The following is a 20,024-nucleotide window of genomic DNA, read 5'->3' as shown; positions in this document are numbered from 1 at the left end:
TGCGCGGCGCATGCGTGGACCGCGCGATGGATCTGCCTGCATGTGCTGCCCCTCAATGGATCGGGACCGCCGAAGCCCGATCGCACCATTGACGCGCCGGTGAAATCCTGGCTCGCCGTGTAGTTGTTGCTGACAACGATGGTCGCCAACCCGGCGGCTGTGGCAGCGCGTAACCCGATTTCCGAATCCTCTACTGCTAAACCATTTTCGGGCTGAATCCCGAGCCTTTGCAACGCGATCTGATAAACCTCGGGGTCGGGCTTCAACCGACTAACGTCGTCGCCAGTCACGATCGTCTCCGCTACGTCGCTACCAAGGAGCCGACCTACTAGCGGTTCCACCCACGCCCTCCGCCCAGTGGTGGCGATGGCCACCCGAATCCCCTCATGGGCTAGGCTTCCTACCAGATCCACTAGTCCCGGGCGCGGCGTCAAATCGCCGGAAACGACTCGCTCCCGAAACAGCTCCGTCTTAGTCCGATGAATGTCGGCAGCCAAGTCATCGGCCAGTTCGCCAAAGCCATGCTCCCGCAGGGAAGCCGCGATACGGCGCCGACCACCGGTGATCTTCAGGAGCCGTCCGTATTCCTCAACACTCCAATTGATTTCAAGTCCGTGAACTGCAAACGCCTCATTGAATGCCGGCCGGTGGCCGTCGCGCTCCGTGTCGGACAGGGTGCCATCTACATCGAAGATCACCGCCGCCAAGGATTCGGCGCGTGCGACGCTATCGCGGTCCATGAATCACATGGTGTAGCAGGAGTATCTGCGTCATCGCCAACGGGGTGCTCCGGACCCCTGGGGAGATCAGGCCAAGGCAGGCCGGCACGTCGGTGCTCGGGTCCCCCAGCGCGTGCCAAAAGATCTTCTCAGCAGCCGCGTTTTCTTCCGGTGTGGCATACCCATGGATGTGCAGGCTGTCGACGGGTCTGCCATCGGTATCGCGGCCAAGTCGAAGATGAGCCGTATGAGTCAGGTCGGGCCGCAAGATATCAGTCAGGTCGGGCTGACGAATGGTTGGGCGCAACAACACCTCGACCGAAAGCGGCGTCTCCGGCGGATCCGCACGCGACGGGATCGGAGCGAAGCCAACGACGATGTCGGCGTGTGCTCGTTGCGGCTCGATGAATTGTACGTATTCGGCTTGGCTGGCTTCGATTTCGGCGGTCACCTGATCCGGACAGCATCCCCACAGCGCGGTGTCGCGCTTCATCTTCCAGTCACGTCGTACGTCCTCCGGCGTATCGAGGAACACCGCGACATCGAAACAGGCGCGCGCAAGCTTGCTGTGCAACGGCAGCACACCGTGCACGATGATGAAATCATTGGGCTCGACGAGCGCAGGGCGCATCCGGCGACCGGTCGAGTGCTCGTAAACCGGTTTTAGCACCGGTTGACCCGTGGCGAGCAATTGCAGATGCTGTTCGAGGATCGCGACGTAGCTGCAGTCGGGATGTAGCGACGTGAATGGCTTGTCTCTCCGCTCCTCGCGATCGAATCGTTGATAGTCGTCGGTGGATATCGAAACGCACCGATCTCGCCCCAGAGCCTCTACCACACCGGAGGTGACCGTGGTCTTGCCCGCCCCACTGTCACCGGCGACCGCCAACATGACGGGTCGGTGACGTTCACCAGACGCGCGACCTATCCGGAAGCTCTTCTCGGGCAACCTAACCAATCACTCCCAACTGGGCGTATAACCAAGGGCGGTGAAGGCGGCATTGGCGATCGCAGTCGGCGTCAAGCCCAGATGAGCAGCCACCTGCGGGCCTGGCCCGCTTTCGCCGAACCGACTCAACCCCACGACCTCGTCCCGGTCACGCGCGATCGCGCGCCACCCGGTTGCAACCCCGGCTTCGGCCCACACCACCGGGACGTCTTGCCACAAGCACGGATCACCAGATAGCGCCATTTGCAACCGTTCTCGCCACATAACCGAGATGACCGCGGCATCCACACCCCGAGCCGCCAGCAGCTCGGCCGCGTCCAGGGCGAGCGACACTTCTGACCCACTGGCGGCGATCAAGACAGCAGGGTCGTTCTTGGCATCGCGTACTACCCGGAATCCGCGCTCGCGAACGCTCGACAGATCACCACTGAGCGCTGGAAGGTTCTGCCTGGTCAAGACGAGAGCCGTGGGACCCGACAGGTTCCGTAGGGCGATGTCCCAGGCCAACGCGGTTTCGGCAGCGTCTGCGGGCCGCAGCACAGTCAGCCCGGGAATCAGGCGCATTGATTCGATCTGCTCGATCGGCTGATGCGTCGGGCCGTCTTCCCCCACGTAGATTGAATCGTGCGTAAAGACGTACACGACGGGCTGCTCCATAAGAGCGGACAACCGCAACGCAGGCCGCAGGTAATCGGAGAAGACGAGAAATGTGCTACCGAAGGGCCGTAGGCCGCCGTGTACCGACATGCCGTTCATGACCGCCGCCATTGCATGCTCACGGATGCCGAAATTGATTGTGCGACCGGCATAGTCGCCGGCGCTCACCTGCCCGCCGGGAATGGCTGTGTTGGTGGAAGCTGCCAGGTCCGCCGAACCCCCAACCAGGGCGGGGTATTCGGGGGCGAGAGCATTCAGCGCGGCACCCGACGCCTGGCGTGTGGCAAGCCGGCCCGTCGGCGCCGCATCGATCAGCGGCGCAAGGACTTCCGTGCCGGGCGGGGAGGGCACTCGATTAAGCGGGAAGTCGACGGCCAGCTGCGGGTGATCGGCAGCCCAGTTGGCGTATGCGCGAACCCATTCCGTCCGCGCCGCAGCGCCTTCCGCTGCCAGGACGGCCATCGCGGAGCGCAGGTTGCCCGGAACATAGAACGCCGTCGCGGGCCAGTCCGCGTTGTCGCGCATCGCGGCGATGGTCTCAACGCCCAGCGGACTGCCATGCACTTTCGAGGTTCCCTCGAGCCCGGGCGCACCGTACCCGATCGTCGTGCGCACCTTGATGAACGTGGGAGCCGACTCGACGGCACGAGCTTCGGCCAGCGCCCGATCAATGCTGGCGACGTCGTTGCCGTCGTCCACGGACAGCGTGTGCCACCCGTATGCGGCGAACCGGCCGATCGCGTCATCGGCACAACTGACGTCGGCCGGACCGTCGATCGTGACGTTGTTGTCGTCGAAGATGACGGTCAAGCGTCCAAGCCCAAGCCGTCCGGCCAGCGACGCGGCTTCGTGGCTGATGCCCTCCATCAAATCACCGTCACCGGCCAGCACCCAGGTGCGGTGGTCGACAACACGATGCTCACCGGTGTTGCAGCGCGCCGCGAGCATCCTCTCGGCAAGAGCCATCCCCACCGCGTTCGCCAGTCCCTGTCCCAGCGGTCCGGTCGTGGTTTCGACGCCCGGCGTCACCCCGTACTCCGGGTGCCCAGGTGTACGCGAGCCGAGTTGTCGGAACTGCTCGAGCTCGGCGAGCGACAGGTCATAACCGAACACGTGCAACAAGGCGTACAACAGCGCCGAACCGTGACCTGCAGACAGAACGAACCGATCCCGATCAGGCCACTGGGGATCTGCTGGGTCGTGGCGTAGGTGCCGCGACCAGAGCACCCACGCCGCCGGGGCGGCTCCAAGCGGCAGTCCCGGATGGCCACTGTTCGCGGACTGCACCGCGTCAGCAGCCAAGAACCGCAGTGTCGTGACTGCCAACCGGTCAACTTCCTCGGTCAATGCCTCAAGGCTGCCAGCTGCGCTCTGCGCCAAGCTCATCGCTTCTCCATTTCCGCCACCGCAGCGGCGCGCAGGGCTTCCGCGCGGTCGGCGAGGTCGCCTTGTCCGGTTAACAGCGCCGAGCCGGCGCAGAAGACATCCGACCCCGCTCGTGCCGCCGCACCTATGGTCGCGGCGGTGATACCGCCGTCGACCTCCAATTCGATATCCAGTCCGCGCCGGTCGATCTCGCTACGCGCGGCGGAGATCTTACTTTCCATGGTTGCCAGATACCGCTGTCCGCCGAATCCAGGGTTCACCGTCATCACCAGAAGGAGATCGACGAGATCGAGCACGTTGGTCACCGCTTCCAGTGGAGTGGCGGGGTTGAGAGCGACGCCGGCGCGCGCACCGAGGTCGGCTATGGCCGCGAGAGTTCGATGCAGGTGCCGAGTGGCCTCGGCGTGAACGATGACGAGTTCACAACCCGCTTCGATCCACCGGTGCAACATCGGGTCGGGGTCCTCCACCATCAAATGTGCCTCGAAACCCATCGACACATGGTCGCGATTGGCGGCGATGACGTCAGGGCCAAAGGTGAGATTTGGGACGAAACGGCCGTCCATCACGTCCCACTGAATTCGGTCCACCCCTGCCTTCTCCAACTGCCGGACTTCGTGTCCTAGATCCGAGAAGTCCGCAGGCAGAACTGACGCGACGAGGGTCGGCACGCGCGTGTTCATCCAACCTCCTAGTTGTTGGCAGCGATGCTAAAGCGGCGACTCCCACATCCGTTCCCCCTGCCAGGGGGATTGAGCGGGTTATCCGCGACCGCACTCAGGAAAAGCCATATGACTGCGCGGTGGTGGCCTCTATGGTGTAGCCATGATGTCGGCGGCCACGGGTCCAGTACGCCTTGTGCTGGTCGATGACCACGAGATGGTCATCGAAGGTCTCAAGGCGATGCTCGCCGGTTTTAGCAGCAGGGTGCGAGTCGTGGGACAGGCTGTCGGCGTAGAACAGGCGGTAAGCGTTGTCGACAGCCTCGATCCCGACGTTGTGCTCTGCGACGTACGTATGCAAGGTTCCAGCGGCCTCGATTTGTGTTTGCTGCTGCGCCAACAGGATCCCAACCGCAAAGTGGTGATGCTGTCGGTCTACGACGACGAGCAGTACCTCTTTCAGTCGTTGCGTGTGGGCGCATCGGGCTATCTTCTGAAAAGCATCAGCAGTGACGACCTGATTCGGCAGTTGGAGTCGGTGCGCAACGGCGAGACCGCCATCGATCCCGGGCTGGCCGCGCGCGCCGTGGATACCGCCTCCCGGTTGCAGCGCGACGAGTTCTGGCCGGGCGCCCGACAGGGTCTGACGCAGCGGGAAAGCGAGATCCTGTCATTCATGGTGACCGGGCTGTCGAACCGCGGCATCGCCAACAAACTGGTGATCGGCGACGAGACCGTCAAGAGCCACCTGAGGTCCATTTACCGCAAGCTCGGGGTGAGCGACCGGACCAGTGCCGTGGCCACAGCGCTCCGCGAAGGTATCTACCAGTGAGCAAAGTCGCGCCCACACCGGCGGCCGGCCGAAACGAACGAGCAAATGCCGTCCGCGATCTCGTCGAGGCAGACCGCGAGCTGGCGCTGCTGCGCGAACTGATCCAGGCGGCATCGAGCGGGCCTGGGGTCGAGCCACTGGCCGCTGCTGCGGCGCGCATGATCACCGACGCGACTGGCACCGATGTCTGTTTTGTGTACGTGCTCGACGACACCGACCGGTCTCTGACACTGGCAGGCGCCACCCCGCCGTTCGACCGTCAAGTCGGGCAGATCCGGCTGCCGCTGGGATCGGGCATCTCGGGGTGGGTGGCCAGCCATCGCGAACCGGTCGTGATCACCGAGCGCAAAGAGTCCGATCCGCGATACCTTCGCGTCGACGACTTGGACGATTCGAATTTCACATCCATGGTTTCGGTACCCATGGAAACCGACCCCGGCGGACTTGTCGGAGAGCTGACCGTACACACCGTAAAGCGTCGCGAATTCACGTCCGGCGATGTCGAGCTACTGCTGGTGATCGGGCGCCTAATCGCAGGTGCACTGCACCAGGCGAGGCTGCATCGCCAATTGGTAGTCAGAGAACGCACCCACGAAAACTTCGTCGAGCAGGTCATCGAGGCGCAAGAGATTGAGCGGCGGCGCCTGGCAGGCGACATCCACGACGGGATTTCGCAGCGACTCATCACCCTGTCTTACCGTCTGGATGCGGCGGCGCGGGCAGTGGGCAACGATCCGGCCGAGGCCTCCGTCCAGCTGGAGGCCGCACGTGAATTGGTCGTGCTAACCCTTCAGGAGGCTCGCGCCGCCATTGGCGGCCTACGGCCACCCGTGCTCGACGATCTCGGTCTTGCCGGCGGACTGGCTAGCCTCGCACGTGCGATCCCCCAAATCCAGCTCGACGTCGACCTGGCCGATACCCGGCTGCCCGAGCACATCGAACTCGCCCTCTACCGGATTGCGCAGGAGTGCCTGCAGAACGTCGTGAAGCACGCCAACGCCTCGCTGGCGCGACTTGTCTTCGCTGTAGACGACGACACCGCGCGACTCGAAATCATCGACGACGGAATCGGTTTCGATACATTTGAGCATCCGTTGGGGAACGACGAGACACGCGGGTACGGCCTGCTGTCTATGTCAGAACGCGCCGAACTCGTCGGCGGACGCCTCCATATTCGGTCCAGGCCCGGTTCGGGCACGTCGGTCACCGCGGCGATCCCGCTCCCGCCGATGCGTGCCTGATTTCCAGTTCATCGAGCGCGCTCTGCAGCGCATGCGCGTCCTCTGTCCGGACGCTTTCGACGAATTGAACCAGAACGGCGCGTCGGTCCCCCGAATCGGCAAGCTGGTCGAACACATCCAACATCAATTCGGCGACCAACTCATCGCGGCTTCGCACCGCCACGTAGCGGTGCGCGCGGTCATCGCGCTGCTGGAGGACAAGCCCCTTGTCGGCCAGCCGGCGCAAGACCGTCATAGCGGTGGTATAGGCGAGATCGCGACTCATTGAGAGGGCGGCGTGCACCTGACGTACTGTCTGCGGCTCTGAGCTGCTCCACAACTGCTCCATCACGCGGCGCTCAAGCTGTCCCAAGAGCTTCCAACGAGGCATCCAGTTGGGCACGACCATAACTCCCGCCCAGTGAGTCGCACGTCTGACCGCACAACGATAGAGACCAGCGCTGCCGTCAGGCCTCACCCATGGGGTGGATGCACGGGGTGAGGATGTTAAGTATTTGGTATAGTTTGCACGACTGATTCTCAATAGACATCTTCACATTTGAGTGGCAGCATGCGTGCTATGACTGAACGATTGGGCACGGCACTCCGGGGGGGTCGATGACACAGCAAGCGACCGAAATAGTCCGCCGTTCTTTCGGTTTCACCCCCGGTCAATCCGGTCCGTCACCGGATGCAGATCTTGATCTAGCGAAAACGGCCGTGCTGCCACCGCATTCGGTAGTGGACCTGGCAGCTGCGCGTCGTGACGCCGGGGTCGATGACGTGCTGGCTAAACTCGACACCGAGCTCGTGGGCCTTACACCGGTCAAGACCCGGATCGCGGAGATCGCTGCGTTGCTGCTCGTCGATCAGACGCGTGCGCGCTACGGTCTCACCGCACCACAGCCCACGTTGCACATGTGCTTCACCGGCAATCCCGGCACCGGAAAGACGACCGTGGCGCTCAGAATGGCCGACCTGCTTCACAGACTGGGATACCTACGCCGGGGACATCTCGTGAGCGTGACCCGCGACGATCTCGTAGGCGAATACATCGGACACACCGCGCCCAAGACCAAGGAAGTGATCAAACGAGCGATGGGCGGAGTGCTGTTCATCGACGAGGCATACTATTTGTTCAAGGCGGAGAACGAACGTGACTACGGGGCCGAAGCGATCGAAATCCTGCTTCAGGTCATGGAGAACAACCGCGACGACCTTGTCGTCATCTTGGCGGGCTATGCCGACAAAATGGATCAGTTCTTCTCTGCGAATCCCGGAATGCAAAGCCGCGTCGCCCACCACATCACCTTTCCCGACTACACCGTCGACGAACTCGCACAGATCGCAACCTTGATGACCGAGCAGCTCGACTACACCTTCTCCGACGACGGCCGCACCGCGCTGAACCAATATCTCGAACGGCGGATCGGTCAGCCCTGGTTCGCCAATGCCCGCAGCGTGCGTAACGCGATCGAACGGGCAAGACTGCGGCACGCACGACGCTTACTCGAAGATGCCGACCCGCGTGTCGATCTCGCGGCACTGACCACCATCCAGGCTGCGGACCTGCTGGCCAGCCGGGTATTCGACGACCCGGAACACACCGAGACACCATGACCACGAACGCCCGACTACGTGCACTCGTAGAGCTCGCCGACACCGGGTCGGTCCGCGGAGCAGCCGAGCGGCTGGTGGTCACCGAGTCAGCGATCTCCTCGGCAGTCGGCAGCCTCAGCGCCGAAATAGGCATCCAGCTGATCGACCGGCATGGCCGCGGCGTTCGGCTCACGCCAGCCGGACAACGCTACGTCGAGTATGCGCGAAAGATCCTGGGGCTGCACCGCGAGGCTGTGCTCGCAGCGCGCGGGGAGGCCGACCCAGAGCATGGATCGATCCGGCTGGCCGCGGTGACCACTGCGGGTGAACTTTTGTTGCCGGCATTGCTGGCCTCATTCACCGCCAAATATCCGGGAGTCGATTGCAAGCTCGAAGTAGCGTCTCGATCCGCAATCTGGCCCATGCTGGCCCGCCACGAAGTAGATGTCGTTGTCGCCGGGCGTCCACCGGCAGACCTCGAACAAGTCCAGGTGCGCGCAGTCAGTCCAAACACGCTGGTTGTCGTCGGCCCGCCCGAGACCGCACAGCGTTTCGACCCCGCGAACGCGACATGGCTTCTGCGCGAATCAGGTTCGGGCACCCGCGCGACGACGGCGGCGCTGCTCGAGGAACTCGAGGTTACTCCGCCACAGATGGTCCTGGGTTCACACGGCGCCGTAGTCGCCGCTGCCGTTGCGGGGTTAGGTGTAACGCTGGTGTCTCGCCAGGCAGTGCGCCGCGAGCTCGATTCCGGCGCGCTAGTCGAATTGGTTGCACCTGGAACACCTTTGGATCGGCCTTGGCACATTGTCACCCAATCACCCTGCACGGGTTCGACGGAGCTGCTGATCTCCCACCTACTCGCCCATCGCGAAGTCGGCTGGACTCCAGTGGAGTGACCCCACCCGGCCGGACACCTATGTGGGGGATGGCTCACGCGTGTTCCCGGACTAGTCCTCCAGGTAGATCTACCTAGGAGAAAACATGGCTGACAGCCGCGATCCGATTGACCATTTTCGCACAACCCAGCAACATGCTGGTGAAGCGTTCATCGATATCTATTGCTGGCCCGGTCTACTATCCATCGCGCTGGGGGTGATGTCGTTGATCGGCTGCGTCGCCGCTGCCGCCTACCGGCACCCCGAGTGGTTGCTCACCATGGGGATCGTCGGAGCGATGGCCATTGCCGGCGGCACCGCATGGCTCATGGTCGAGCATCATCGCGTGCTGCGAATTGAAGACCTTTGGCGCGCTGAGCATTCTGAAACTCCGCCAGCGCTCTCGCGGGTACCGTTTCGACCCACCTCAGCGGTCAGCCGCCCGTACAGCAGGGGCACAACCGCCTGCGTCAATGCCACAGGGTCGAGGCCTCGCGATACCACTGCGTCCGCTCCCGACCAGACGGCTAACCAGGTGTCGTGACTTCGCGCGGTAATGACTGCGATCGGCGGGCATTGCGGCAGTTCGTCTTTGAGTTGCTTGGCCAATCCGATTCCGCCCGCCGGCGACGCCTCGCCATCCGCGATGATCAGGTCGACCCTCCCCGACCTAATTTCACAAGCGACTGCAGAATGCGTTGCGAAATCAACGAAATCGATTGCTGGGAAACGGCTGTCAGGGGTAGCGGCGAGAGCATGGCGCACCCTCTTGCGGACGCTCACATTGCTGCTGTAAACCAGCACTCGTAGCCGAGCGCACTCATCTGTCCGGCTACCGTGTCGAATCACTCGGCCAATACTAACGATTGCCCCCATCGGAGTGAATCCCCTTACCCGTCCCCCAAATCGGGGTGCAATCCTGCCGTGTCATTCGTCAGCGTGGAACCCAGCTACGGCATGAAAGGCCCGACGGTTGAACGCGTACATACCCATCCTGGTTCTCGGAGGGATCGCCGCCGCCTTCGGCGTGGGTTCACTCGGCATCGCGGCATTCGTCGGACCAAAGCGCTATAACCGTGCCAAGTTGGAAGCCTACGAGTGCGGTATCGAGCCGCACAACCAAGGCGCAGGACCGTCTCAGCGGTTTCCGATCCGCTATTACCTGACCGCAATGCTTTTTATCGTGTTCGACATCGAAATCGTGTTCTTGTATCCCTGGGCAGTCGCCTTTGACAGCTTCGGCGTGTTCGCGTTGATAGAGATGGTGGTGTTCATGCTCACGGTCTTCGTGGCCTACGCCTACGTGTGGCGCCGCGGCGGCCTGACATGGGATTGAGGTAAAACCGTGGGCCTGGAAGAACAGCTACCCGCCGGCATCCTGCTCGGGACTGTCGAGAAGATCGCCGGGTACGTCCGCAAGAACTCGCTGTGGCCGGCAACATTCGGATTGGCCTGTTGCGCGATCGAGATGATGGCAACGGCCGGACCACGGTTCGACATCGCACGGTTTGGGATGGAGCGGTTTTCGGCGACACCGCGCCAGGCCGACCTGATGATCGTGGCCGGGCGGGTGAGCCAGAAGATGGCCCCGGTGCTGCGCCAGATCTACGACCAGATGGCAGAACCGAAATGGGTGCTGGCCATGGGTGTCTGCGCGTCGTCCGGCGGGATGTTCAACAACTATGCGATCGTTCAGGGCGTGGACCACGTGGTGCCGGTGGACATCTACCTGCCCGGCTGCCCGCCTCGTCCCGAGATGCTCTTGTACGCAATTCTCAAGCTGCACGAGAAGATTCAGGAAATGCCGCTCGGCGTAAACCGGGAGCAGGCCGTCGCTGAAGCCGAGCAGGCGGCACTGGGCGCCACGCCCACCAACGAGCTCAAAGGTCTGTTGCGACAATGATCAACGACGGCAGCCGGGGCATGTTCGGCGTGGCAGGTAGCGGCGACACCTCCGGATATGGTCGATTGCTACCTTCGAACCCACGGGCAGAAGACGCTTCTCGTCCCTACGGCGGCTATTTCGACAAGCTCGTCGATGCGCTGGCTACCGCGCTCGGCGAGCATGCCTATCCTGCCGCGATCGAACGCGTCGTCGTCGATCGCGGTGAACTCACCCTGCACGTGAGTCGGGATCGGTTGCTGCAGGTGGCCCAACGCCTGCGCGACGAACCGGAACTGCGCTTCGAACTGTGCCTGGGCGTCAACGGTGTGCACTACCCGCACGACACCGGCCGGGAGCTGCACGCCATCTACCCGCTGCAGTCGATCACCCACAACCGCAGGCTGCGGCTGGAAGTGTCTGCGCCAGACGAGGATCCGCACATCCCCTCACTGTTCGGGATCTACCCCACCAACGACTGGCACGAACGCGAGACATACGACTTCTTCGGGATCATCTTCGACGGCCACCCCGCGCTGACCCGAATCGAGATGCCCGACGACTGGCAGGGCCACCCGCAACGCAAGGACTACCCACTCGGCGGCATCCCGGTCGAATACAAGGGCGCGCAGATACCCCCGCCCGACGAGCGGAGGGCCTACCACTGATGACTACCTCCAAGATTCGAGTCTGTGACGGTGTCGACGAGGACACGATCGTCGCCGTCGCCGGTCACGATTGGGACGAAGTGGTGGCGGCATCCCAAGAACACGCCACCGGGCGGATTGTGGTCAACATGGGACCCCAACACCCTTCTACCCATGGGGTTTTGCGCCTGATCTTGGAAATCGAAGGCGAAACAATAATCGCGGCGCAATGTGGTATTGGCTACCTGCACACCGGCATTGAGAAGAACCTTGAGTTCCGAAGCTGGAATCAGGGTGTCACGTTTGTGACCCGGATGGATTACCTGTCACCGTTTTTCAACGAGACGGCGTACTGCCTGGGCGTGGAGAAGCTGCTCGGCATCACCGACGAAATACCCGAGCGCGCCAACATCATTCGCGTGATGATGATGGAGCTGAACCGAATATCGAGCCATCTGGTGGCACTGGCAACCGGCGGAATGGAACTAGGCGCGATGACTCCGATGTTTGTCGGGTTCCGGGGCCGCGAGATCGTGCTCACGCTGTTCGAATCGATCACTGGCCTGCGGATGAACAGCGCCTACATCCGGCCCGGCGGCGTGGCGCAAGACCTGCCGCCGGGTGCCAAGGACGAAATCGCCGAAGCGCTGGCGCAATTGCGGCAGCCGTTGCGCGAGATGGGCGACCTTCTCAACGAGAACGCCATCTGGAAGGCCCGCACCGACGGCGTGGGCTACCTGGACCTGGCGGGCTGCATGGCGCTGGGCATCACCGGTCCGATCCTGCGTTCCACGGGCTTGCCGTACGACCTACGCAAAAGCGAACCGTATTGCGGCTACGAGAACTGCGATTTCGACGTCATCACCGATGACGGCTGTGATGCCTACGGGCGCTACATGATTCGCGTCAAAGAGATGTGGGAGTCGGTCAAGATCGTGGAGCAGTGTCTGGACAAACTGCAGCCGGGTCCGACCATGGTCGAGGACTGCAAGATCGCCTGGCCCGCGGATTTGAAGGTGGGCCCGGATGGCATGGGTAATTCGCCGGAGCACATCGCCAAGATCATGGGCGGCTCGATGGAGGCGTTGATCCACCACTTCAAGCTGGTGACCGAGGGCATCCGGGTTCCGGCCGGCCAAGTCTACACGGCGGTGGAATCACCGCGCGGCGAGCTGGGCGTGCACATGGTCAGCGACGGCGGCACTCGGCCCTACCGGGTGCATTACCGCGATCCCTCCTTCACCAACCTGCAGGCGGTGGGAGCTGTGTGCGAGGGCGGCATGGTAGCCGACGCCATCGCCGCGCTGGCCTCCATTGACCCAGTGATGGGCGGGGTCGACCGATGACCGTATACCTGCAGCTGGGATCCAAACACCAAGAGCCACAACACCTCGACGGGCCCGACTCCTATCCACTCGAGACACAAACCCGCCTCGAGGCCGAAGCGCTCGAGATCAGCAAACGCTATCCACACAGGCGCTCGGCGTTGCTTCCGTTGCTGCACCTGGTTCAGGCCGAAGACGGCTACCTCACCCCCGCGGGCATCGAATTCTGTGCCGGTCAAATAGATTTGACCAGCGTCGAGGTCCTCTCGGTGGCCACGTTCTATTCGATGTACCGACGCAACCCGACCGGTGAATACGTCGTTGGTGTCTGCACCAACACGCTATGCGCAGTCATGGGCGGCGACGCGATACTGGACGCCCTGCAACACCACCTCGGCGTGCGCCCTGGACAAACCACCGGAGATGGTCAAGTCACCCTCGAACACATCGAATGCAATGCCGCATGTGACTACGCCCCCGTCATCATGGTCAACTGGGAGTTCTTCGACAATCAAACGCCCTCAACGGCCCGCAGCCTCGTCGACGCGCTGCGCGCAGGCGACCCCCCCAAGCCGACCCGCGGCGGACCCCTGTGCACCTTCCGGCAAACCGAGCGGCTCCTCGCGGGCACCGCGCCACCGAACACCGACACCACGACCGCCGGTGCTGCGACGGTCGCCGGGCTGCAAGCCGCTCGCCAAAACGGAATGGCCGCAGATGGTTTGGAAGGCGAAGACTGAGATGGCGCTTTCCCCGGTACTGACCCGCTACTGGGATCACCCGACATCGTGGACGCTCGACGTCTACCGCAAGCACGGTGGCTACCAGGCGCTACAGAAGGCGCTGGCCATGAACCCCGACGAGGTCATCCAGGCAGTGAAGAGCTCTGGCCTGCGCGGCCGCGGCGGTGCGGGCTTTCCAACTGGCGTGAAATGGTCGTTCATCCCACAAGGTGACACCGGCGCGGGAGCCAAACCGCACTACCTTGTCGTCAACGCCGACGAGTCCGAACCCGGTACGTGCAAAGACGTTCCGTTGATGATGGCGACGCCACACGTCCTGATCGAAGGCACCATCATTGGTGCCTATGCAATCCGGGCACAGCACGCGTTCATCTATATCCGCGGCGAAGTGGTTGCGGCGCTGCGGCGGCTGCAAACTGCGGTGTCTGAGGCCTATGCCGCAGGCTTGCTCGGTTCGAACATCATGGGCTCCGGCTACCGGCTCGACGTCGTGGTCCATGCGGGCGCGGGTGCTTACATCTGTGGCGAGGAAACCGCATTGCTGGATTCGCTGGAAGGTCGCCGCGGCCAGCCGCGCCTGCGGCCGCCATTCCCCGCCGAAGCCGGGTTGTACGGGTGTCCAACTGTGGTCAATAACGTCGAGTCGCTGGCATCGGTCCCGTCGATCATTCTCAACGGCACCGATTGGTTCCGGTCGATGGGTAGCGAAGACTCCCCCGGATTCACCTTGTATTCCCTGTCGGGACACATCAATCGTCCCGGCCAGTACGAGGCCCCATTGGGGACGACACTGCGCGAACTGCTCGAGTACGCCGGCGGTGTACGCGGCAATCATCGACTGAAGTTCTGGACGCCGGGCGGCTCATCCACGCCAATCCTGACCGCAGAACATCTTGACGTCCCCCTTGACTACGAGGGAGTGGGCGCTGCCGGATCGATGTTGGGCACCAAGGCACTACAGATCTTTGACGAGACGACCTGCGTGGTCCGCGCGGCACGGCGCTGGACACAGTTCTACGCCCACGAATCGTGCGGCAAGTGCACTCCGTGCCGGGAGGGCACGTACTGGCTAACCCAGATTTATGAGCAGCTGGAGACGGGTTCGGCAACTCCCGATGATCTCCAGCGACTGTTGGATGTCGCGAACAACATGAATGGAAAGTCGTTCTGCGCATTAGGAGATGGGGCGGCGAGTTCGATCCTCTCGTCCCTGCAACATTTCCCGGAAGAGTACGAGGCGCACATGTCCACCCGCGGGTGCCCATTCGACCCGCACGACTCGATGCTGCAGACCCCCGAACTGGCGGTCCGGCCTTGATAACTCTGACCATCGACGGCACCAAGATCACAGTGCCCAAGGGAACCCTGGTCATCCGGGCCGCCGAGCAAGCGGGAATCCAGATTCCACGATTCTGCGACCACCCGCTCCTGCAGCCGGTAGGCGCATGCCGCCAGTGCCTGGTGGAAATCGAAGGTCAGCGTAAGCCGATGGCGTCGTGCACCACCGCTGCCGCCGATGACATGGTGGTACACACCCAGCACACATCAGCCGCCGCGGCCTCCGCGCAGGAGGGCGTGATGGAGTTGCTGCTGATCAACCACCCACTCGACTGCCCAGTCTGCGACAAGGGTGGCGAATGCCCGTTGCAAAACCAAGCGATGTCGAACGGCCAGGCCGAATCCCGCTTCCTCGGCACCAAACGAACATTCGCGAAACCGGTTCCCATCTCGTCTCAGGTGCTGTTGGACCGGGAGAGATGTGTGCTGTGCGCGCGCTGCACCCGCTTTTCCGACCAGATCGCCGGCGACCCTTTCATCGAGCTGCTGGAGCGCGGCGCCAATCAACAAGTGGGGATCTATAGCGAAGAGCCTTTCACGTCATATTTCTCGGGCAACACAGTCCAGATTTGCCCGGTCGGCGCCTTGACTGGCACTTCTTACCGATTCAGAGCGCGCCCATTCGATCTGATATCCAGCCGCACAGTGTGCGAACACTGCGCGTCGGGGTGTGACCAACGCACCGATCACCGTCGCGGAAAAGTGTTGCGCCGCTTAGCCGGCGATGACCCTGAGGTCAACGAGGAGTGGAATTGCGACAAAGGCCGCTGGGCCTTCTCCTACGTCAATCAGCCCGACCGGATCACGACCCCACTGATCCGTGGATCCGATGGCGTGTTGCAGCCGGCGTCGTGGTCGCAGGCGTTCAGCGTTGCCGCCGCCGGACTCCGCGACGGGCACAGCCGAACCGGAGTACTGCTCGGTGGACGGCTCACCTACGAAGACGCGTACGCATACGCGAAGTTCACGCGACTTGCCCTGGATAGCAACGATATTGACTTTCGTGCTCGCCCGCACTCTGCCGAGGAGGCCGACTTCTTGGCTGCGCGCATCGCGGGCCGGTCGATGACAGTGACCTACAACGACCTCGAGGCGGCACCGGTCGTTGTGCTGGTGGGGTTTGAGCCCGAAGAGGAGTCGCCGATCGTCTTCCTCCGGTTGCGGAAAGCCGCCCGAACCCGAGGGTTGCCGGTGTTCTCGATCGGACCGTTCACCACCCGCGGGCTGACCAAGATGGCGGGCACCCTGGTACGGGCGGCACCGGGCGACGAGCCCTTCCGACTCGACGAACTACATCGCGGGCACGTGAGTACGCTGCTGCGCCAACCGGGCGCGGTAATCATGGTCGGTGAGCGGCTGGCATCCGTCGCCGGCGGGCTTTCGGCGGCGGCGCGGTTGGCCGATGCCACCGGGGCGAGGCTAGCGTGGGTGCCGCGGCGCGCCGGAGAGCGAGGCGCGATCGAGGCAGGCGCCCTACCAAACATTTTGCCCGGTGGCCGCCCGACTTCCCGACCCGGCCGCGACACCTCCGCGATCCTGGCCGACGCGTTCGGTGGCGCCTTGCACGCACTCGTGGTCGGCGGGGTCGAAATCACCGATCTTCCCGATCCGGTCACAGCCCAACACGCCCTGTCGAGGGTGCAGTTCCTTGTCAGCCTAGAACTGCGCCGAAGCGACGTGACAGAGCACGCCGACGTCGTCTTTCCGGTGGCCCCGGTCACCGAAAAGTCCGGCACGTTCATCAATTGGGAAGGGCGCGAGCGGATTTTCGAGGCCGCGCTGACGGGTTCAGATGCCCTTACCGATCTGCAGATACTCAACACGATCGCGACCGAAATGGGGTGTGGGCTCGGCCTCCCAGACGCAGCCGCCGCCCGCGACGAACTCCGCAGCCTTGGCCCCTGGACAGGCCAGCGCCGCAACGAATCCCCGACACCACCAGCCGAGCCGCCGACCCTCGTCAGGGGGCAAGCGATTCTTGCTGGGTGGCGGATGCTGCTCGACAACGGACGGTTACAAGACGGAGAACCCCACCTAGCCGGGACGGCGCGACCCGCCGTGGTGCGACTTTCGGCCACGACTGCGGCGGAGATCGGTGTGGCAGAAGGTGATCCGGTCACTGTCAGGACTGACCTCGGCGCAATTACGTTGCCGCTCAATATTTCCGACCTGCCATACCGAGTTGTGTGGCTGCCGATCAATTCCGGCCCATGCAGCGTGCACGACAGCCTCGGTGTCTGCAGCGGCGCCGTGGTGGCGATCAGAGCCTCGCGATGAACGCAACATGGTTGGTTGTCACCGTAAAGGCGATCGCGATATTCGGATTCTTGCTCGCGACCGTCTTGCTGGCAATTCTCGCTGAACGACGGATACTCGCCCGGATGCAATTGCGGTGCGGTCCGAACCGGGCGGGACCCGCCGGGCTCCTCCAAAGCCTAGTCGACGGCACAAAACTGGCACTCAAAGAAGGCATCATGCCCACGAGCGCAGACCGGGGACTGTACTTGCTCGCGCCGGTCATCTCCGTGGTTCCGGCCATCACGGCGTTCGCGGTCATCCCCTTCGGCCCGGAGGTTTCCATCTCCGGCTACCCCACACGGCTGCAACTAACCGACCTCCCGGTAGGCGTTCTTTACGTTCTCGCAGTCGCATCCATCGGCGCCTACGGATTGGTCCTAGGCGGTTGGGCGTCTGGCTCCACGTATCCGTTGCTCGGCGGCTTACGTTCGACCGCACAAGTGATCTCCTACGAGATCGCGATGGCGTTGTCGTTCACGGCGGTATTCCTGTTCGCCGGAACAATGTCGACCTCGGGCATCGTCGCCGCCCAACATCGCATTTGGTACGTGTTCCTGCTACTCCCATCGTTCCTGATCTACCTGACCGCCATGGTGGGCGAGACGAACAGGGCGCCGTTCGACCTGCCCGAGGCCGAAGGCGAACTGGTGGGCGGGTTTCACACCGAATATTCGTCGTTGACATTCGCAATGTTCATGCTCGCTGAATACGTAAATATGACAACGGCTTCGGCGCTTGCGGCTACGACGTTCTTGGGCGGCTGGCACGCGCCGTGGCCAATCAGCATGTGGGACGGCGCCAATACCGGCTGGTGGCCGGTGATTTGGCTCATTGGAAAGATATGGGGCTTCCTTTTCTTGTTCATCTGGCTTCGCGCGACCCTGCCGCGGATGCGTTACGACCAGTTCATGGCACTGGGCTGGAAGGCACTGATCCCAATCTCGCTTGTCTGGCTCATGATTGTCGCGGCGGCACGCAGTCTTGGGGCCAAGTCGCACACGGCGGAGTGGCCCGTCGGCATTGGTGAACTCTGCCTGATCATCGGTGTCCTACTCGCCGCGAAAACCTCCGGTGCCAAGGCGAGGCGACCGGGCACCGGGGTCAAACGACGCGCGTCTTCGGTCGACGAGATTGCCCATGCCAGCCGTGACTTTCCGCCCCCGACGTCGCCGGGCCGGACCGCACTCGATCCCGTGATCATCATCCGTCAGGAGGAAACCGATGCCTAGATGGTTCGATGGGATCGCCGGATTTGCAGTCACTTTCGGTGCCATGTTCAAGAGGCCGATCACCGAACAGTATCCCGAAGAGCCCGGTCCGGTCGCCTCGCGCTACCACGGACGACACCAGCTCAATCGCTATCCCGACGGGCTCGAGAAGTGCATCGGCTGTGAGCTGTGTGCGTGGGCCTGCCCGGCCGACGCAATATACGTCGAAGCTGCCGACAACACTGCGACCGAACGCTATTCCCCCGGTGAGCGTTACGGTCGGGTGTACCAGATCAATTACCTGCGCTGCATCGGATGTGGCCTGTGCATTGAAGCCTGCCCGACGCGGGCCCTGACAATGACCAACGAGTACGAGATGGCCGATGACAACCGCGCCGGTCTCATCTGGGACCGGGACAAGCTGTTGGTCCCGCTGCAACCCGCAATGCGGCCGCCGCCACACCCGATGGCGCCGAACACAACCGAAAAAGACTACTACCGCGGAACGATTGCAAGCGAGATGGAGGCAACTCAATGACCATTGTGCTTGCGACCGAAGGTATTACGAGAACATCGACCGGCGAAGCAGTGCTGTTCTGGGTCCTCGGCACGATTGCCGTGGCCGCCGCGCTGGGCGTGGTGATGGCCGCCAGGGCGGTGTACTCGGCGATGTTCCTGGCCACGACTATGGTCATCGTCGCTGTTTTCTACACCACTCAAGATGCTGTGTTCCTCGGTGTCGTGCAGATCGTGGTCTACACCGGTGCGGTGATGATGCTGTTCCTATTCGTGTTGATGCTTATCGGCGTCGACTCTGCAGAATCTCTGAAAGAGACCCTACGCGGGCAGCGCCTCGCGGCCGTCGCCATCGGCGTCGGCTTCGGAGTCATCCTCATCTGCGGGCTCGGCAACCTCGCAGGGACCCGGTTCGCCGGCTTGGCGCAGGCCAACGCGGGCGGCAACGTACAAGGTCTGGCCGCATTGATATTCACCCGCTACCTGTGGGCGTTCGAGCTGACAAGCGCGCTGCTCATCACGGCAGCAGCCGGCGCGATGGTGCTCGCCCACCGCGAACGATTCGAGCGCCGTAAGACCCAACGGGAGCTCTCCCGAGAACGGTTCCGGCCCGGTGGACACCCGACCACCTTGCCCGGCCCCGGCGTCTACGCCCGTCACAACGCCGTTGACACCGCTGCTTTGCTCCCAGACGGCTCTCCGGCCCCGCAATCGGTCTCCGCGACCTTGCGGCCGCGTCACGTCGGCGTTCACCCAACACTCACTGCCGCACAGACGCGTCAGCGACCGGTCAGCCCGCCGCTGACCGTCGACTGGGTCGACGCATGGGCGACCGGCTCCGGAGAGGACTCCCAGCCATGAGCCCGGCGAACTACGTCTACTTGTCCGCGTTGCTATTTACGATCGGCGCATCCGGAGTGTTGTTGCGCCGCAACGCCATCGTGATGTTCATGTGTGTCGAGCTGATGCTCAATGCAGCCAACTTGGCGTTAGTCGCATTTTCCCGAATGGATGGAAATCTGGACGGTCAGATGGTGGCCTTTTTCACCATGGTGGTAGCCGCAAGCGAAGTGGTGATCGGCCTGGCGATCATCATCACCATCTTCCGAGGCCGTCACTCTGTGTCCGTCGACGACGCGAGCCTGCTGAAGAACTAAGGCGCACA

At 63.0% G+C, this 20,024-nt stretch carries 20 protein-coding genes and 1 pseudogene; 16 read left to right on the top strand and 5 right to left on the bottom strand.

Annotation, left to right across the window (positions count from 1 at the left end):
- Positions 1–143 precede the first annotated feature (143 nt).
- The 4 genes and pseudogenes from SKC41_RS31945 to rpe all read right to left on the bottom strand — a co-directional run.
- Positions 144–740 (bottom strand): annotated as a pseudogene (locus SKC41_RS31945) (HAD-IA family hydrolase); the annotation flags it as partial.
- Positions 727–1,668, bottom strand: a complete 942-nt coding sequence (locus SKC41_RS28575; RefSeq protein WP_330981057.1) for a phosphoribulokinase — start codon at positions 1,666–1,668, stop codon at positions 727–729. The gene SKC41_RS28575 and the pseudogene SKC41_RS31945, both read right to left, overlap by 14 nt.
- Before the next feature lie 9 nt (positions 1,669–1,677).
- A complete protein-coding gene (gene tkt / locus SKC41_RS28570; RefSeq protein WP_330981056.1) occupies positions 1,678–3,711 on the bottom strand; it encodes a transketolase in 2,034 nt (677 codons plus the stop codon).
- Entirely contained in the window at positions 3,708–4,394 is a 687-nt protein-coding gene (gene rpe / locus SKC41_RS28565) for a ribulose-phosphate 3-epimerase (RefSeq protein WP_330981055.1), read from the bottom strand. Before rpe ends, tkt begins: the two co-directional genes overlap by 4 nt.
- Positions 4,395–4,539: 145 nt before the next feature.
- Here rpe and SKC41_RS28560 point away from each other — a divergent pair, with 145 nt between their 5' ends.
- Complete coding sequence (locus tag SKC41_RS28560) at positions 4,540–5,205, top strand: response regulator transcription factor (RefSeq protein ID WP_330981081.1); 666 nt, start codon at positions 4,540–4,542, stop codon at positions 5,203–5,205.
- A gap of 80 nt (positions 5,206–5,285) precedes the next feature.
- Entirely contained in the window at positions 5,286–6,446 is a 1,161-nt protein-coding gene (locus SKC41_RS28555) for a GAF domain-containing sensor histidine kinase (RefSeq protein ID WP_330981080.1), read from the top strand.
- On the opposite strand, the gene SKC41_RS28550 is transcribed toward SKC41_RS28555, so the two are convergent.
- Positions 6,409–6,834 (bottom strand): BlaI/MecI/CopY family transcriptional regulator, encoded by a 426-nt coding sequence (locus SKC41_RS28550; protein WP_330981054.1) that lies wholly within the window; start codon positions 6,832–6,834, stop codon positions 6,409–6,411. The genes SKC41_RS28555 and SKC41_RS28550 overlap by 38 nt on opposite strands.
- 332 nt (positions 6,835–7,166) lie before the next feature.
- Between SKC41_RS28550 and cbbX the strand changes: the two genes are divergently transcribed.
- From cbbX to nuoK, 14 genes are all read left to right on the top strand, one after another.
- Positions 7,167–8,045 (top strand): CbbX protein, encoded by an 879-nt coding sequence (gene cbbX / locus SKC41_RS28545; RefSeq protein WP_330981053.1) that lies wholly within the window; start codon positions 7,167–7,169, stop codon positions 8,043–8,045.
- A complete protein-coding gene (locus SKC41_RS28540) occupies positions 8,042–8,923 on the top strand; it encodes a LysR family transcriptional regulator (RefSeq protein WP_330981052.1) in 882 nt (293 codons plus the stop codon). Before cbbX ends, SKC41_RS28540 begins: the two co-directional genes overlap by 4 nt.
- An 85-nt stretch (positions 8,924–9,008) precedes the next feature.
- Positions 9,009–9,446, top strand: a complete 438-nt coding sequence (usfY, locus tag SKC41_RS28535; RefSeq protein ID WP_330981051.1) for a protein UsfY — start codon at positions 9,009–9,011, stop codon at positions 9,444–9,446.
- 429 nt (positions 9,447–9,875) lie between these two features.
- A complete protein-coding gene (locus SKC41_RS28530; protein WP_330981050.1) occupies positions 9,876–10,238 on the top strand; it encodes an NADH-quinone oxidoreductase subunit A in 363 nt (120 codons plus the stop codon).
- Positions 10,239–10,247: 9 nt separating this feature from the next.
- Positions 10,248–10,805, top strand: coding sequence for a NuoB/complex I 20 kDa subunit family protein (locus tag SKC41_RS28525; protein ID WP_330981049.1), 558 nt, complete (start codon positions 10,248–10,250; stop codon positions 10,803–10,805).
- Entirely contained in the window at positions 10,802–11,452 is a 651-nt protein-coding gene (locus SKC41_RS28520) for an NADH-quinone oxidoreductase subunit C (RefSeq protein ID WP_330981048.1), read from the top strand. The genes SKC41_RS28525 and SKC41_RS28520 overlap by 4 nt, the downstream gene beginning before the upstream one ends.
- A complete protein-coding gene (nuoD, locus tag SKC41_RS28515) occupies positions 11,452–12,777 on the top strand; it encodes an NADH dehydrogenase (quinone) subunit D (RefSeq protein WP_330981047.1) in 1,326 nt (441 codons plus the stop codon). The genes SKC41_RS28520 and nuoD overlap by 1 nt, the downstream gene beginning before the upstream one ends.
- On the top strand, positions 12,774–13,496 hold the full coding sequence (gene nuoE / locus SKC41_RS28510; RefSeq protein WP_330981046.1) for an NADH-quinone oxidoreductase subunit NuoE: 723 nt from the start codon (positions 12,774–12,776) through the stop codon (positions 13,494–13,496). Before nuoD ends, nuoE begins: the two co-directional genes overlap by 4 nt.
- 1 nt (position 13,497) lies before the next feature.
- A complete protein-coding gene (nuoF, locus tag SKC41_RS28505) occupies positions 13,498–14,817 on the top strand; it encodes an NADH-quinone oxidoreductase subunit NuoF (protein WP_330981045.1) in 1,320 nt (439 codons plus the stop codon).
- Positions 14,763–17,114, top strand: a complete 2,352-nt coding sequence (locus tag SKC41_RS28500; RefSeq protein ID WP_442931853.1) for an NADH-quinone oxidoreductase subunit G — start codon at positions 14,763–14,765, stop codon at positions 17,112–17,114. Before nuoF ends, SKC41_RS28500 begins: the two co-directional genes overlap by 55 nt.
- Positions 17,111–18,364, top strand: a complete 1,254-nt coding sequence (gene nuoH, locus SKC41_RS28495; protein WP_330981043.1) for an NADH-quinone oxidoreductase subunit NuoH — start codon at positions 17,111–17,113, stop codon at positions 18,362–18,364. The genes SKC41_RS28500 and nuoH overlap by 4 nt, the downstream gene beginning before the upstream one ends.
- A complete protein-coding gene (gene nuoI / locus SKC41_RS28490) occupies positions 18,357–18,881 on the top strand; it encodes an NADH-quinone oxidoreductase subunit NuoI (RefSeq protein WP_330981042.1) in 525 nt (174 codons plus the stop codon). Before nuoH ends, nuoI begins: the two co-directional genes overlap by 8 nt.
- Positions 18,878–19,720, top strand: coding sequence for an NADH-quinone oxidoreductase subunit J (locus SKC41_RS28485; RefSeq protein ID WP_330981041.1), 843 nt, complete (start codon positions 18,878–18,880; stop codon positions 19,718–19,720). Before nuoI ends, SKC41_RS28485 begins: the two co-directional genes overlap by 4 nt.
- Positions 19,717–20,016 carry an NADH-quinone oxidoreductase subunit NuoK gene (gene nuoK / locus SKC41_RS28480; protein WP_330981040.1) on the top strand — a complete coding sequence of 100 codons (300 nt, stop codon included), beginning with the start codon at positions 19,717–19,719 and terminating at the stop codon, positions 20,014–20,016. Before SKC41_RS28485 ends, nuoK begins: the two co-directional genes overlap by 4 nt.
- Positions 20,017–20,024 lie beyond the last annotated feature (8 nt).

It is taken from the genome of Mycobacterium sp. 050128, assembly GCF_036409155.1.
GTDB lineage: Bacteria > Actinomycetota > Actinomycetes > Mycobacteriales > Mycobacteriaceae > Mycobacterium.
The sequence above is the reverse complement of the archived record's forward strand: the minus strand, read 5'-3'. Positions and strand labels throughout refer to the sequence as shown.